Annotated in this window: 17 protein-coding genes; 7 read left to right on the top strand and 10 right to left on the bottom strand. The window is 33.3% G+C overall.

All coding sequences use genetic code 11. The features are described 5' to 3' along the window. Positions 1-1,014 precede the first annotated feature (1,014 nt). Positions 1,015-1,392 (top strand): hypothetical protein, encoded by a 378-nt coding sequence (locus I6N95_RS15260; RefSeq protein WP_209529514.1) that lies wholly within the window; start codon positions 1,015-1,017, stop codon positions 1,390-1,392. 258 nt (positions 1,393-1,650) lie between these two features. On the opposite strand, the gene I6N95_RS15255 is transcribed toward I6N95_RS15260, so the two are convergent. Further along, positions 1,651-2,295 (bottom strand): histidine phosphatase family protein, encoded by a 645-nt coding sequence (locus I6N95_RS15255; RefSeq protein WP_209529513.1) that lies wholly within the window; start codon positions 2,293-2,295, stop codon positions 1,651-1,653. Positions 2,296-2,463: 168 nt separating this feature from the next. Here I6N95_RS15255 and I6N95_RS15250 point away from each other — a divergent pair, with 168 nt between their 5' ends. Continuing rightward, positions 2,464-2,622, top strand: a complete 159-nt coding sequence (locus I6N95_RS15250) for a hypothetical protein (protein ID WP_209529511.1) — start codon at positions 2,464-2,466, stop codon at positions 2,620-2,622. A gap of 480 nt (positions 2,623-3,102) precedes the next feature. On the opposite strand, the gene I6N95_RS15245 is transcribed toward I6N95_RS15250, so the two are convergent. Both I6N95_RS15245 and I6N95_RS15240 read right to left on the bottom strand, forming a co-directional pair. Then, the gene (locus tag I6N95_RS15245; protein ID WP_209529509.1) at positions 3,103-3,336 is read right to left on the bottom strand and encodes a toxin-antitoxin system YwqK family antitoxin; all 234 of its coding nucleotides are present in this window, start codon (positions 3,334-3,336) and stop codon (positions 3,103-3,105) included. Between the two features lie 65 nt (positions 3,337-3,401). Beyond that, positions 3,402-3,884, bottom strand: a complete 483-nt coding sequence (locus I6N95_RS15240) for a GNAT family N-acetyltransferase (RefSeq protein ID WP_209529507.1) — start codon at positions 3,882-3,884, stop codon at positions 3,402-3,404. A 631-nt stretch (positions 3,885-4,515) separates the two neighbouring features. Here I6N95_RS15240 and I6N95_RS15235 point away from each other — a divergent pair. Together I6N95_RS15235 and I6N95_RS15230 are read left to right on the top strand one after the other, a co-directional pair. Further along, positions 4,516-5,409, top strand: coding sequence for a hypothetical protein (locus tag I6N95_RS15235; protein ID WP_209529505.1), 894 nt, complete (start codon positions 4,516-4,518; stop codon positions 5,407-5,409). A 76-nt stretch (positions 5,410-5,485) separates the two neighbouring features. Further along, complete coding sequence (locus I6N95_RS15230; protein ID WP_209529503.1) at positions 5,486-5,632, top strand: hypothetical protein; 147 nt, start codon at positions 5,486-5,488, stop codon at positions 5,630-5,632. A 195-nt stretch (positions 5,633-5,827) separates the two neighbouring features. On the opposite strand, the gene I6N95_RS27845 is transcribed toward I6N95_RS15230, so the two are convergent. From I6N95_RS27845 to I6N95_RS15215, 3 genes are all read right to left on the bottom strand, one after another. After that, on the bottom strand, positions 5,828-6,049 hold the full coding sequence (locus I6N95_RS27845) for a DUF5301 domain-containing protein (RefSeq protein ID WP_209529501.1): 222 nt from the start codon (positions 6,047-6,049) through the stop codon (positions 5,828-5,830). Positions 6,050-6,503: 454 nt separating this feature from the next. After that, on the bottom strand, positions 6,504-6,686 hold the full coding sequence (locus I6N95_RS15220) for a hypothetical protein (RefSeq protein WP_209529500.1): 183 nt from the start codon (positions 6,684-6,686) through the stop codon (positions 6,504-6,506). Between the two features lie 23 nt (positions 6,687-6,709). After that, entirely contained in the window at positions 6,710-7,366 is a 657-nt protein-coding gene (locus tag I6N95_RS15215; RefSeq protein ID WP_209529498.1) for a hypothetical protein, read from the bottom strand. 202 nt (positions 7,367-7,568) lie between these two features. Between I6N95_RS15215 and I6N95_RS15210 the strand changes: the two genes are divergently transcribed. From I6N95_RS15210 to I6N95_RS15200, 3 genes are all read left to right on the top strand, one after another. Next, entirely contained in the window at positions 7,569-8,870 is a 1,302-nt protein-coding gene (locus I6N95_RS15210; RefSeq protein WP_209529496.1) for a GHKL domain-containing protein, read from the top strand. Positions 8,871-8,877: 7 nt separating this feature from the next. Further along, positions 8,878-9,618, top strand: coding sequence for a LytR/AlgR family response regulator transcription factor (locus tag I6N95_RS15205; protein ID WP_209529494.1), 741 nt, complete (start codon positions 8,878-8,880; stop codon positions 9,616-9,618). Between the two features lie 69 nt (positions 9,619-9,687). Continuing rightward, entirely contained in the window at positions 9,688-9,972 is a 285-nt protein-coding gene (locus I6N95_RS15200) for a hypothetical protein (protein WP_209529493.1), read from the top strand. A 379-nt stretch (positions 9,973-10,351) separates the two neighbouring features. Here I6N95_RS15200 and I6N95_RS15195 read toward each other — a convergent pair whose 3' ends face one another. From I6N95_RS15195 to I6N95_RS15180, 4 genes are all read right to left on the bottom strand, one after another. Then, positions 10,352-10,930, bottom strand: coding sequence for a hypothetical protein (locus I6N95_RS15195; RefSeq protein ID WP_209529491.1), 579 nt, complete (start codon positions 10,928-10,930; stop codon positions 10,352-10,354). Then, entirely contained in the window at positions 10,902-11,786 is an 885-nt protein-coding gene (locus I6N95_RS15190; protein ID WP_209529489.1) for a hypothetical protein, read from the bottom strand. The genes I6N95_RS15195 and I6N95_RS15190 overlap by 29 nt, the downstream gene beginning before the upstream one ends. Positions 11,787-12,524: 738 nt before the next feature. Beyond that, positions 12,525-13,028 carry a hypothetical protein gene (locus I6N95_RS15185; RefSeq protein ID WP_209529488.1) on the bottom strand — a complete coding sequence of 168 codons (504 nt, stop codon included), beginning with the start codon at positions 13,026-13,028 and terminating at the stop codon, positions 12,525-12,527. A 638-nt stretch (positions 13,029-13,666) separates the two neighbouring features. Then, a complete protein-coding gene (locus I6N95_RS15180; protein ID WP_209529485.1) occupies positions 13,667-15,085 on the bottom strand; it encodes a DHA2 family efflux MFS transporter permease subunit in 1,419 nt (472 codons plus the stop codon). Positions 15,086-15,124: the final 39 nt, after the last annotated feature.

Here is a 15,124-nt window from a genome sequence, read left to right as displayed (position 1 = left end):
TTCTTCTATAAACTTGAAAATTAAAATAAATAAGTATTTCTCTGTAACTGAATCCTTTCAAATTCTATTTCGTAAAAATTAACTATATCCATCCCGTATAATAATCCGAACAGACAGTTCCATTGGATTATCAACATAATGACGAGCGAAGAGTCATACTTTCAGCTTCTCTTTAGTTGGAAGTTTAACGACTGATCGTGATTATTTAATAGTAACTAGATAGCCAATCATTTTTATCCAGATTAAAATATAGAATATCACCTAAAAAATTGAATACAAATTTTCATATTTCTTAACATAGTTCTTCCTGCTTTTCCGCTTAAATTATCCCTAACAGTTAGTTACGTTTTGACTGCTCTAACAAGCATAGGCTACATATTTCCACCCATTTTTCTAGATCACCAATTTATTGTCGTACTGTTTAATTTAAACATTCACACTACGGTTTCATAGATTTAAACTTTAGCTTAGTTACTTTAATCATTATTTTACTTAAACTTAAAATACTTGAAGCAGTTATCAAATCTTGAGCGAAATATTGAATACTAATTAAATCAATTTCAGAATTCACTTTTTTCTAAAACAAACACTTGTCCATTTTCAAAGAATCTTCTTTTTTGAGATTAGACAGCTAAGACAATATCTTCCATAAAACAGATAGGCAAACCATCTCGAGTAGGAAAATTCCGTCGTATTCTCTAACACTAAGCTGTCTATCTTATTTGATATCATTTAATCCCAAAAACCGCCTATTTTCCTACAATTTAATTTTGTCCTTAATACAAAGGTCATCTGCTTCATATGATTTGTGTGAAAAATAAAATTCGGCAGATGGCTGACCTAGTTCATTAATGGCCATAATCTCTATCTATTTTAACTGACAGAATTCTGTAATTTTTGTTGGTAATGAATAGGCACCATTCGATTTTCTTATGTATTCTCCATCATTATTTTGAGTATAGTACTTTTATGTTTTTATTATGTGGAAGAATCATAACAGGAGGGGAGTAGTTAATGATAAGGAGACTGATTAATAATTTTGTAGAACCCTACCGAAAGAAAAATGGTGGATTAATAGTTAGACCTAATGACGCCCCTTTATTGGAACAACAAATGGTAGAAGTGAAACCAGAAGGCCAACTATGGGATATCTTATGTTTAGTGGCCTTTGGAATAATAATTAGTGGAGTTCTTGCTGTCTTTTGGTTGTATGTGACCCGGAACGCTATGAGAGGGAAACAGATTGTAGTTTCAGGAGGTCAAGACGTTGGACGAGCTACGGCAGCGGCGGCATCATTCATGGAAAACGCCCGACAAACCGACTTGCTTAAAGAAGCGGTTAGAGATAAGGGGCCGGGCGACATGGTGTTATTAGATGTCACGAGTGTTTAAAAACTTCGCCATTAAGAAGGGTTCAGCATTTTTACTTATGCGAGAAGCATTATGCAGAGCGGAAAAAGGTATCTGTGTAATAGCTATTGAATTAGGAAGGTGGAAAATAATGGAACAACAAACTTTAGCTCAGATTGTCCGTAGTCGAGACATACTGTACTATGCGATTAAGCACAATATTGGATGTTGTAAACCTCTTGTGCCATATTTCCAGTTCAATTCTTAATTCGCATTATCGTCCTGAGCCGCAAAAGCGCATTATGCAAGGATAGAAAAACTTTTACCATCCCATTTAATAGTAATAATATCGACATTTTTGATTTTAGGCTTTTTTCGCAACATTTCTTTTGAAAACAAATACAGTAATGTTTTAATAGTAAAGGCATGAGTAACAATCAGGACGTTTGGATTGTTTAAGTGAGTAAATTTATCAGCTGTATCTTTGAGAAAACTTTCCAATCTATCTGTAATCATATCAAACGGTTCAACCATTCCTGTGATGTCGGATTTATAAATAATCTCATGAACTTCTGGCAGACGGAAATTAAGTTCTGAAAAATCATTTTGTATCTGTAATTCATTCATCATACTGGAAATAAACTTATCATTATTTTCTGCTTCCCAGCAACCCAAACACCACTCACGGAGTCTTTTATCAGTAATAACTTGCAGTTCATTTTGCCCCTGTGCAGTTAATATGGTTTTTCCAGTCTGTAAAGCTCTGGATGTATCACTGGAAAATGCGGACGAAAATTGAACATTTTTCAGTTGCATTCCTAGTTGTGAAGCTGCTTGGATTCCTCTTTCAGTTAATGGGGAATCTACCCAACCTTGTGCTTTATGTAAATGGTTAAGTAATGTTTCCCCGTGTCGAGTCACATAGAAAGTAACTGTTGAATTCATGTTTTATCCTCCAAAATAATTCTATTTAATAGCTTCACCTTATCGGCAGTAGTCAAGCCAAGAAATTACTAACATTGTACCAGAACCCCCCGCCCAAAACAACGCTAAAGTAAAAGCGTAATGGCGGGATGTAGATATTACTTAAAGCAATAAAAAGAAGGTTATTAAATGGAGTACAAAGTAGAATTTACCCTAGAAAGATACTATGAAGGGACAATTGAAGCTGATAGCTTGGAAGAAGCTAAAATCAAGTTTGACAATGTAGAAGTTGAGAATGTGGTTTGTCGTAACAGTGAAATTGACCTAGTGGAAATTAAAGAGTTGTAATACCTAGAGGATTAGTAAGGTGGATACGGTGAGTAAAAAAAGTGATGTACTACAACAAATCCAAAATTATTTCATGTTTCTGAATTATGAAGAGAGGTTTATAACCGTGGTCGTGACAGACTATCTTACTCAAAAAAAGATAGTCTGAAAGTTGGGCATATTTGGTTTGAGGAATTAAGTAGTAGAATATAAACGGATTATCAGAAAGATGAATCTACTGATTTTGGGAGCGGGCAGTGTGCCAGCAACGGAGCAAACCGAAGTTTTGGCAAATATCATAAACGGGCAAATCAAGAAGGACTCTAACAAATTAATTTCATCACAGCTGACTGATTTATATAGTAAGCTTTTCCTTGATATCCGTATCCATAAATTCTATATATGGTATCAAACTTCCGTTCTGTGATGTTCATCTATCACTCTCCTTCTCTGTGAACAATTCATATCGTTTTTGATAGTTGATACATTAAGAACATAGAATTATTTTCTGTGTGTAGTTTTGTAGGGTTTTCCTTCGGTATCATATGTAATCCATTCACCAACAGTTTGCCCATTGATGAAATTGCCTGATCTTTTGAGTGTTCCATCGACTCTAAACCATTCCCAATATCCATCTGGTTGGCCGTCAACGACTTTCCCTTTTGACCATACAGTATTTCCATTCGCATGGTATTTAATAGTATAACCATTTATGATTTCTTCCTTTTTAGTCATTATATCCACTCCCTTTCTAATCGTTTTTGAAAACATCAAGTTGCTATGATTAACAAATTTTAAATTTATTTTTTTTCATATATTTCTAACATATTATTGTTTGGATAAATCAATTTTGTTGGCATAAATTCATATTTTTCATATAAGTATTTAGCTTGATCATTTTGTTTGTGACAAGCTAATTTTATTGATTTAACAGTTCCAAAAGGCGCTGTTCGAATATATTTTATAACTTCTTCAAAAGCCATGGAACCGTGACCTTTACTTTGATAATTTGAATCAATGATAAAAGCATCAATGAAGTAACTATCCTCTAAAAAGAAATGTGGTTCCGTTTTAGCTGGCATGAATACAATTTTTGTAAAGCCAATTATTTTACCATTTAATGTAATTCCTAAACAAGCAGCAGGATATCCAAGTTTCAAATTTACATATCCCTGAGATAAAAATATAGCCACTGATGGTACATATACTTGTTGCTGTTCATTCAATTTTATATTGACCGTATCCCAAAAATTCTCCCAAGTAATTTCAACTAATTTAACCATATTGTCCTCCTAATTCTTTAGCTATATAGTTCCCATTAAATAATAGAATTGCGACAAAAATTCTATTATGTGAGTCTTTTATCGATGCGATAAAATGGTTATTGCTTTTTTATCTCTTTCATCTTAACACTAATAAGTTACCAGTAACTTTACGATATCATGTCTAGTTTAATGTTGCTAGTATTTTTGAAATGAATTAGACGATTTAAATGGTGTGTACGGGAATTTTAGGATATTATTTTTAAAACAGCTTAAAATCTCTTGTTATGCACTATTTTCTCTCTGTTTTAGGTATCGGTATAAGGTTGAAGCACTTAATTCCGTTACAGTTTCCATCTCTGAAATGGTATACTTTTTTTATCATAGAGCTTCATAGCTTTTTCAATTTTTGTTCTATTGATTTTGGGACGTCCGCCAATATGCCCTTTTGCAATAAGAGAACTTAAAGCTTGTTGTATACGGTTTTATAGTCTGCCAAAAATCAATTTTATGATAGTTTTACCTTCAAATACTTTAGGTGGTCATGTATCATTAAGTTAACATAGACCTCTTTGAAATGAATATCACATTTAAAACATACTTACATTAGTGACTAAAAGTATCACTGTTTGATTAAGAAAGGAACTGAATTATGTATAAAACTATCGTACTGTATCTTATTATGCTTCCTGCTATATTTATCGGAACTATGGCTATGGTGAAAAATAACCTACCTTTGAGTATCTGGATTCAAAATATTATTATTTGGATGCTGGGTTGTTTCTTAGGGCTTCTTTTTTTGAACCTTTCGAAAAAAAGGAAGTCAACTAAAAGCCGCTCTGATTTCATCCCAATCTTGATGACTATCCTCTTATTGATTATTCCTTTTTTTACAAGTAATTCGAATAACATTCATCGCTGGTTGTCCATTGGTCCCATACTAATTTATACGGCAAGTATTTTTTTACCATTAGCAATCATTTACTTTGATAAAACGATCATTCACTATCCCGAAGGTTACACTTTAGGACTAGTATTGATTATCCTACTTATTTTACTATTTCAGCCAGATGCTGGACAATTGACATCTTTCTCATGTGCAATTTCCCTTATTATTTTTAGAAAAATAGATAAGCCTGTACTAAAATATACCTCTTTATTTGTTCTGATAATTTTTATCACGTTAACATGGGTTTTTATTGATAACCTTGCTCCAGTTTCTTACGTAGAGAATATTCTTTTTCTAGTTAAAGATATGGGGATGCTTTGGTTTATTTTTGGGATCATCTCTTTGATATTACTAGTGTTGCCATTTTTCACATTAAGAGCATATCATTGGAGTTACGTTTCATTAGGTGTCTATTTCTTGACTGAGATACTAGTGACTTTTTTCGGAAACTTCCCTATGCCAATAATGGGGTATGGTATATCACCTATCATTGGGTACATGATTGCAATGACATATGTTATTAAGCATTGCAATTGCGGCATGAACTCGATAAGTCCTATGAGCAAAGATGCCCGAAAAGGCTATCAGAGTAAATGACGATGGTGGGATTCAATCGAAAGTGAGGTGGTGCGCGTGAGTGTAAAACCAAAATCTGGAGAAAGGAGCTAGCCTTTTGCTTGAGACTATTCTAGCAGTGACAGTGGCAGTTGTTGGTTTAATTCCCGCAATTGTTAAACTTGTGACAGCTATTGTAGAAGCTAAAAAGAGCAAAAAAAATAACCGTCAACTTTGCGAGTTCGGTTATTTTAGAATAAAGTAATTCTCTCATCACCATCTTTAACGGTGCTACTCTATGGGGACATGTTAGCGCATGTCCTTTTTCATTATCTTCATCATAACATGACTTTTCTAATATTCCAAACGAAAGAAGATATAGTGACAATTCAATAAACGGCAAATTTAAACCATTTACCAATATCAAAAACGAATATTATTGAGACACATTTCTTTGTCACTATTGAGATAGCTTTTTATCTAAAAATTCGAATAATTTGCTTGATGCATGATACACTCCTGCGTATGGTTTTTCAATAAAACACCTATTCTCATCTTTATAAACGTACAGTATATCAGATTCCTTTTGTATTTTCACTAATGTAATTGTATAAACTTCATCTACATAAGGTGAGTCATTTACTGACGATCTGTTAATTATTCTTGAATAAGATTTATTCATTTTACACGATCTGATCATATTGTGAAACAGAAGGAATTGATTACAACCTATTGCTCAAGACTCAGCCCAATTATCAATCTTTCACACTCAACCTGATAATTGAAATTGTCAGGTTGAAAATATCTTAAATCCTTTTTAAGGGCATATGCAAAAACAGCCATTATCTACTACTTTATTCAATATTATGCGCCTCAAAAAAATTCGACGTTGATATCCTGAATTAAGTAGCCATGAGTCTCATAGTTTTTTCCTTTATAACAAATAGTTTATTGTCGTATTATATGAATATAAAGAACCTTGAACTAACAAGGTTCAGTAGCATAATTTCACTGCTAAAAAGACGGTGGCAGAAATTAACCATCTAACTCGGCCAAAAGTTAGATGGTCAGAATAGCGGTTAAAAAGGGCAAAAATCCTCTTAAAGTGATTTTTGCCCTCTTTGCGACGATGAGACCTATTTTAAAAAAAATCTTCTTTTTATTAACCAACTAATTATGAGAAAAGATACAAAAACGATCAGAAACTCTGTTAATGTCCATGGATTATGCTTGATAAAATAAACATTAAATAACCAGCCTATGCTTATACCTAAAGCAACCCCGATACTTAATTTATTTTTTTTTAGAAAATTCTTCATTTATTTTACCTCCATGAATTATTTTACTGCCATCCCCAATTCCAAGTCAATACTCCAATTAGATAATTGTAGTCAAACCAGATGCCATTTTTCACTTGTTTGCTACCAACTATTGCGAGAACAGCACCACAAGCGACAGCAACACCTATACCTACACCTGGAATAAACCCTACCAACGCACCTAACCCACCAGTACCTCCTAGAATAATGTTATTAACAGAATTTTTACTAAGGAAGATTCGAGCAAAATTCCAATAAACCGAAACTTTATTGACACCAGCAGCTCTAGGTTCTCTCATCAAACTGTACTCAGTTCCATCCGAAGTGGCTGCACGAAGAATAAATGATCCATCTTTTTGAGCCTCTGTTATCGAATTCTTTAATTCAATATTGGTTTTTTCAATTTGATTTTTAACTTGAATTGTATAAATAGGGTTTAATTCATTATTAATGGCATTATCCACAATAAAACTTTGTTTTTTTGCATCAAAAGTTATATATTTATCAGCTATTTCTTCAATTTCAGTTTGACTTAAGGTATTGTTGGCAATAGTAACAACTTCACTCTGATTTGTAGATACGTTCTCTGCTGCCATAACAGTAGCAGACGATAATAGCGAAGTTCCTAAAATCATACTGCTCATTGTTACTAAACTAATTTTAAATAATTTCTTTTTCATAAACAAGGCCTTCTTTCTTTTTCTATTTGATAACTTAATATTACTCAATTATTGAGATAATCTACGGATTTATCACTAACTAACAAAATAAACGCATTAACGTAATAAATTCCTAAAAAAAACGGTTCTGATATCAGAATCGTTCTTTTTTAGGAATTAATTTGTTATACTTAAAAAGAATTGATAAAAGGAGCGATAAATTATGACTGATCTTCTAATTGCCTACATTAGTTTCGCTCATCTATTTGAGTTTACGCTTGCATACTTTTTTTTAGATCAACTATATTTGAAAACTAAAATAAATTATGCTTTGATTCTTCTCATTTTGCTTTTTGGCCTCTATATTGGCCAAAATTTTTCTAAGCTTGATACTCTTATTTTATTTATATTTTTCTTTTTTTTATCTCTCAAAAATTCAACTAAAAAAAATGTCGCACATTCTCTATTAGTTGTCGCTATTGCGCATTTACTTGAAATACTTACCAGCCAATTAATAAGACCTCTCTTTCTTAAAAGTATTGATGCTACTCAACCAATCGAACAATTTTTTCTCTTTTTTCTTATACTAATCACTACTTTTATACTTATTTTAATAGGGGCAAGGTCTATTAATAAATGGGTCCTTCCCATAATCAATGGTAGACGAAATGAATCTGCTATTTCTTATTTACTAACGCTCAGTCTATTGGCTTATCAAACCTACTGGTTATTAGCCAATTACGCAAAAAACACCCCTCTCTTACGAGGCTTCATCTTAGTGTTCTACGTAATTCTTGTTGCGCTCATTGTGTCAGTTATACAAACCTTTACAAAAAATGAAGAGTTAAAATTTCAGGCACAACAACGAAAACTAGAATATGACATGATGAGCAAATACGCTGAAGAAATCAAGAAACAATACCAAGATATGCGTAAATTCCGGCATGATTATGTTAACATCTTATCCTCAATAGAATATTATCTGGACCAAAATAAGATGGAGGAACTCAGACAGTTTTACTACACAAGCGTGAAACAAACAAAAAGCTTATTCAAGACAAATATGCTTCGCCTAGATGATCTTCAAAAAATTAATTCGATTGAAGTAAGGAGTATCTTAACAACAAAATTAATTACCGCTCAAGAAAAAAAAATTGACGTTCAGATAGAGGTGAATGAACCAATCCCTTCAGACTTATCTGTTGACCCTGTCATCTTAATTCGTATTTTAGGTATCCTACTTGATAACGCAATCGAAGAACTAGAATCGTTAAACGAAGGTAAATTATTGGTCGGTATCTTTATTATGAAGGATGATTTGATGTTTATCATACAAAACACTGTTAGGGAAAACGTGGAGCCACTCCATCTATTAAAAAAAGAAGGTTTTTCCACGAAAGGTGATAATCGTGGCCTTGGATTAGCTAATGTCGAGGAGCTCATTTTACTAGAACAGCGATTATTGTTAGAAACAACTGTTACAAATGAAGTCTTTATTCAAAAAATCACTATTACGAAAGGATGATTTTAATATGCTATCTATTTTTATTTGTGAAGATGATGAAGCACAACGCTCTAAAGTTGAAACCATCATTAAAAATTATATTATGATAGAAGATTTCGATATGGAACTTACATTAAGTACAAATAATCCATATGAAATCATCAATTATTTAGACAATCATACTGATGTAAGAGGAGTATACTTTCTTGATGTTGATCTAGGCTATGATATTAATGGTATCCAGCTGGGCTCTTACATTCGAGAGAAGGATCTTGAGGGGAAAATCATTTTTATCACAACCCATAGCGAGCTCCTGGTATTAACTTTTACCTACAAAGTGGAAGCAATGGATTACATTTTAAAGGACGATAGCGACATCGTCCAAAAAAGAATTTATGGCGCATTAAAACAAGCTCAAAAACATTACCAATCCAACATCACTCCTGACAAAAATAGAATCAAATTAAAAGTAGGAAATCAGGTTAGAGTCTTTCCTCTTGAAGATATCATGTTTATTGAAACATCCCCGATTCCCCATAAATTAACGCTACATTTGACTAACAGCACCATCGATTTTTATGGAAAAATCAATGAAATGGAGTCCTTGGCTCCAGTCATGTTTAGAGTCCATAAATCCTATGTTCTCAACACCGATAAAATTGACACCATTGATAAATCCAATCGTGAAATCACAATGATAAATGGTGAAACCTGTTTATTATCTGTCCGACAATTAAAAAAATTAGAAACAACGATTATGAGTAAATAACCTCCGTTCAATTCCCCTCTTTTCTTATATACTAATTATTATAGAAATCTTGTAGGAGGAATGATTAAGATGAAACGAACAATAATAAGTATAGCGTTAGGGTCTTTTTTAGTTGGAACCACCCAGGAGGTTTTCGCCACAGAAGAACTACCAATTAATCATTTAGAAATTAGTCAACCATCCAATAGAGCTACAGTCAGGTATCATTTTAAGTCAATTCCACCTTTAAAATATAAAGGTAAAAATCGAATCGATTATTTTCCTTATGACGGTGGCTATACAGGAGTATACTTATTAAAAAAAAGTCATTTTAGTTTGTTGGTTGTTAATTTCAATACTTACTTATCTGTTTAATATCGCCGAACCATTCGGTTGGATTTCATTTTTAGCGCTATTACTGTTGATATTAATTGATAGGTTGCTTTAACTCTTAAAGAATGGACGCCCTAGCGCCCCGTCGGTTCTGTTGCAAACTTTAAAAAAAGAAAAGTCAGTGCTTCTTATCAGGTCATTTTAAGCCAGTCCCTCAATTAATTGTTTAAGTTCATCGTATACTGAAAAATCGAAGAGATTTCAGTATGCGATGAACTGTTTTCAGCCTTTTAATCGTAGCAAAAGTGTAAAGTTGAAATGAGCTTAAAGTGTTAAATTTTATTTGACGGTTACAAATGATACATCGATTACACCGAACGCACCACAACATGTTTGTGTTGCGTTGGCCTGCCGTTTAATTTTAATCATTACTATCAATCATAAGATGGCAATATAAACCATTTGAAGAAGCGATAAGCTTCATTTTTTCAAGCATATCCATATTAGTCGTGATAACTTGGATAAACATCCCCGAAAATGTTAACAATGTGTTCTCTTCAGGTAACGAAATAATGGTATTATCATTTTCATTAAGAGAACTAACAATTATTTGCTCTAATATTTCCATATCATTCTTCGTACATATTTGGACAATCGCCGGTGCCTCAACTTCTTCAAAAATTGTCGTTTCAACAAAAATCTCATGACTGTATCCAAGGATAGAGTATATAAATTTTCTGAAATTAGTAAAGTACTCTTGATAATTACTTCGCCATAGCGAATTTGAAGAATTTCTATCATAGTCAAATTCTTCAAAAAATAGAGGATTAAGCATCGGTGCAGGCAATATATCAATACAATACTTAGGTATAGTTAATTCTAATTCAGTTAAATTTTCTAATAAAAAAAACTTATTGTATAATTGTTCCTGTTTATTCAAAAATATTGATTGATTTTCTAAGAAACCATAACTATTTTGATATAATTTTTCCGTTTCCATCTGTAGACGCCTTTCTATTGTTCCCCTTATCCTTAACTTTCCATTTTTTCCCAGCGTGGCCAGCCGTATCTTTTTCTATTACCCAACCTGTCTTTGGATTTCTATATTTAACTGTTTTCCCAGGTACTTTTTGTGTAAAATCTTTCAATTTTACATTACCGGCACCATCAAGTAAACGTTCCGGAATACCGTAAGTGTAAGAGATATATTTAGTTTTAGTGACTGTAACTTTTTTTGTGTATTTTACTGATGTTGTTGATTTTGGTTTTGGTCGGCTATTTATATGTGTTCTTATTTTACCATAAGCCCAGTGCCCGCTATAAACAATTGCTCCTGCAAAAATTATGCCTCCAGTAACCATAAGTGCAGCTTGACCCACTCCAGGAACTGCATAAAGATATGAAGTAGCCCAGTAGGTCATAGGAATAGCAAAGGCTCTTGATTGAGTAGCCGGAACTTCAGTCAAATCGATGTTTAGTTGTTCTGGATCCTCCATAGTTTCAAGTACTTTATCAAATTCTTCTGGGGTATAAAAAACACCATCAATTGTTACCCCTTCATCTGAGAACGTTACATTGGAATCCCCTTGTGTTTCCTCTATTAAGATGTCTTCAACCTGATCTTCGCTCATAGTTACTGCTTCCTTTTCAAGCTCGGTTAGTTGACTATCTTCTTGATTAATTTGATCTTCAGTAATGATTTCTGTGACCCAATCAGGATCTTCATCATTTATGGCCTGTACCTCCGTAGCCCCCGACACAAACTCTGCTTCTGATGCATAAGCTATAATGCTAGATGGAACTATTGTTGCTGCCAACATAGAAAGTGTTACAAACCCTATCAATACTTTTTTCATACATTTCACTCCTTATCGTTTAATACGATAATTATTACATATTATAAACAACAATGTAACCGGTTTTTATAACATTACATTGTTGTCATATTTGCAAAATGTACCTTTTAACGAAATTCGCTGTAACTACGCAAATAAGACAATGTCAACGAGACTTTTATTTCACCTTTGTAAGTTTATCTAGTTGATTATTAACTATAATATAACTAGTAACGAATGGGGGGGATTACGAATAAATATATGATTCCGGACTCGATAAATGAAGCAAAACTCTTCTCTCAAAATCAGTCGTCTTTTTTCAGTAATGAATAGGCAACATTTGATTTTCTTACGTATTCTTCGTCATTATTTTGAGTATAGTACTTTTGAAGTACTATACTGGCTTTAACATTAAGATCACGACCTCCTGAATTATCTGGAGTCTGACAAACTAATTTCATCATGGCAGACATCTTACCATGTTGAATTCATGTTTCCATACAAAATAAAAATTCAATTAACACCGTTACTTTCTAAGTCTCTACCACCTAAATCAGAACTGACTCAATTGGCGTACTACATTTCAGCTTATTTTTTTTAGATTGACGTTTCTCCATTTTTCTTGCATGACCATCGCCTTTTATTATATCTTTTTTCCTTAATGATTTGCAGGTCTCTCTTATCAGCTTCTCATCCTCAACTCCAAAAAATAGTGGGCACAGACCAAAAACAAATTATTTCAATTGGTAGAGTGCCACTTTAGTTTGCTTTCAATTTTGTGACTAAATCATTTAATTCAAGAACTTTATTATTCTCTAGAGAATTCAATTTGATCAGGTCTGCTAAATACACCGCCGATTTTTCTAAAATCTCTGTTCTAAAATCTGAAAACAACACTTTTTTGTCTTTCCAAAATTTATAGTCTACATCAGAAAGCTTTTCTCTACGCACCCATCCTCCTTGCTCCACTTTATCTCTCGAAACTTTACTAACAGATACAATTTCCTTATCTCTACACATCTCAATCCATACGTTAAATGATTCAATATCATTAATTAAAACATAGTTTTCTGTTTCTAAAATCTCTAAGGACTTTAAATAGCTAAAAAACCAATCATACAAAGAGACAGAAAAATCCTCTATTTCTTCTTCAATGATCATTCCGTAATTTTCATTATCAATAGTAAAACTAAAATATCCATATTCTCCAATAAACGCCTCTGATTCCTCAGTCTCAACTATCTTAAAATTTATTTCAAACATTTTTTCACCTTATTTCATAAGATTTTTAAATTCCTCTAGGGTGTAATGATTGTTTCCATAAGCTGTCCCCAAGTCACTTGATATTGTCATTATCGATCTCCCTTTTTAATTGTAGTATTTTAATAATATCGAAAAACGATCCATTTGTATACAAGAAATCAGTTTAAGATGAACCTGTTTAATTCCGTCAGGTATTGATTTATAAAGGTTGCCCCTCTAGTTTATCGAGTCCTCTGACATTAATTTCGTTTTGCAAATTGTACCATATAAAACAATCTAAATTAATTATTTTCATATATATACATCTCGTAAAATAATCCGAACATATAGTTCCATTGGATTATCAACATAATGACGAGCAGAGGGTGGTACTTTCAGCTTCTTTTTAGCTGGAAGTTTAACGATTGATCGTCATTATTTAGTAGGAGCTATATAGGAAAAGGCGAAGCCTTGGCTGGGAGTTATCAATGAGCTTTTTTATAGACAACAAAAAACGATCCAAGTTATGACACCTGAATCGCTCCTCTTAATTCTCTGATAATCCCTCTATAATCCAAACTTACTATGATGACTTTAGGTACGAACTGTGGACTCATCAGCGCACAGAGCATCGAAAAGATGACCAAGAGCCCCTTCTTTTAATCATTTATGACAGCTTCTTCAACTTTGGGTTTAACGTTCATACCGAATGTTTTCACTAGGATAATGACTTGAACTAAAAATAGAGCAACTAAAAAAATAAAACCATAATAGGCACCTGTAGCAGTTGTCTGAGCCAAACTTAATCTTTCGTTACCTTGACTTTGAGAGATAATCGCCGCAATAATCGACGTCCCAGACGCTCCCGCAAATTGTTGAAATGTCATAATAATCGCGTTTCCATCGGCCTGTTCCCTTTGAGGTAATTGACGTAATCCATTTGTCATCAAATTCCCAAAGGAAAAACCAACACCTAAGGTAAAAACAAAATAAAGGATACCGATTAGTAGATTACTAAGTGATTGACTTAGAAATGTAAATAACAGTAACGACATTAAAATAAACAAACTTCCTAATAAAATTGGTTTTTTCGCCCCGAATCGGTCCATAATTTTGCCACCTAATGGGGTGAACAAAGCGCCTAAACTGGCCCCAGGCAAAACAATTAAACCAGATACTTGGGCTGAACTACCATTCACAAGTTGAATGTAGTTTGGCAAAATAAACACTAAGCCCATCAAAACTAGTTGTAAAATGAAAAAACAGATGACATGGGCACGATAAACTTTATTTTCTAGTAACTTTAATTTTAATAAGGGACTAGATATTTTTTGTGATCGAAGGACTAAAATAATTAATCCCAAGATACCTAAAATAAACGCACCTAGAACAGGGAAACTTAAAAATGGCTGACTCCCCATATTACTAAAACCAAAAATGGTTCCACCGAACAATCCAGAAATTGCCGCTAAACTAATGATATCAAAACTGGTGGATTCTAAGGCTTGTTTTTGTTCAATCGTCAAAATGCCCACGATAAATGCGACAATCAATATTGGAATGAGCAAGATGAAGATGTAGCGCCATCCAAGACTCGTCGCAATTAATCCACCGAAAGTCGGACCAATCGCTGGGGCAATGGCTGGAATCATCGTTCCTACGCCCATCATCATGCCGATTTTTTTTGCTGGAACTTGTTCTAAAATAATATTAAACATCAAAGGTAAACCAATTCCTGTTCCTATTCCTTGAATGACTCGCCCAAGTAATAACAAAGAAAATGTCGGGGCAACAGCATCTAAACAGACACCAAAAGTAAATAAACTAATCCCAACAATAAATAATTGTTTGTTTTTAAACGTTCGCTTCAAAAAACCTGAGATCGGCACGATAATTGCCAAGACGAGTAAATAAATCGTCGTTAGCCATTGAACTGTGACGGTATTGACACCAAACTCGGTGTTCAAAATTGGAAATGTCACATTCATAGCCGTTTCTGCTAGTACACCACAAAAGGATAAAATACCCGTCGAAACGATTGCTCCGATCACTTTGGGGGAAATTCTTTCTTCTTGCATAATGCTTCTCCGTTTCTAAAATATATCAATCCAAATTGG

This window comes from Vagococcus allomyrinae (assembly GCF_017829975.1).
In the GTDB taxonomy this organism is placed as follows: Bacteria; Bacillota; Bacilli; order Lactobacillales; family Vagococcaceae; genus Vagococcus_D; species Vagococcus_D allomyrinae.
The sequence above is the reverse complement of the archived record's forward strand: the minus strand, read 5'-3'. Positions and strand labels throughout refer to the sequence as shown.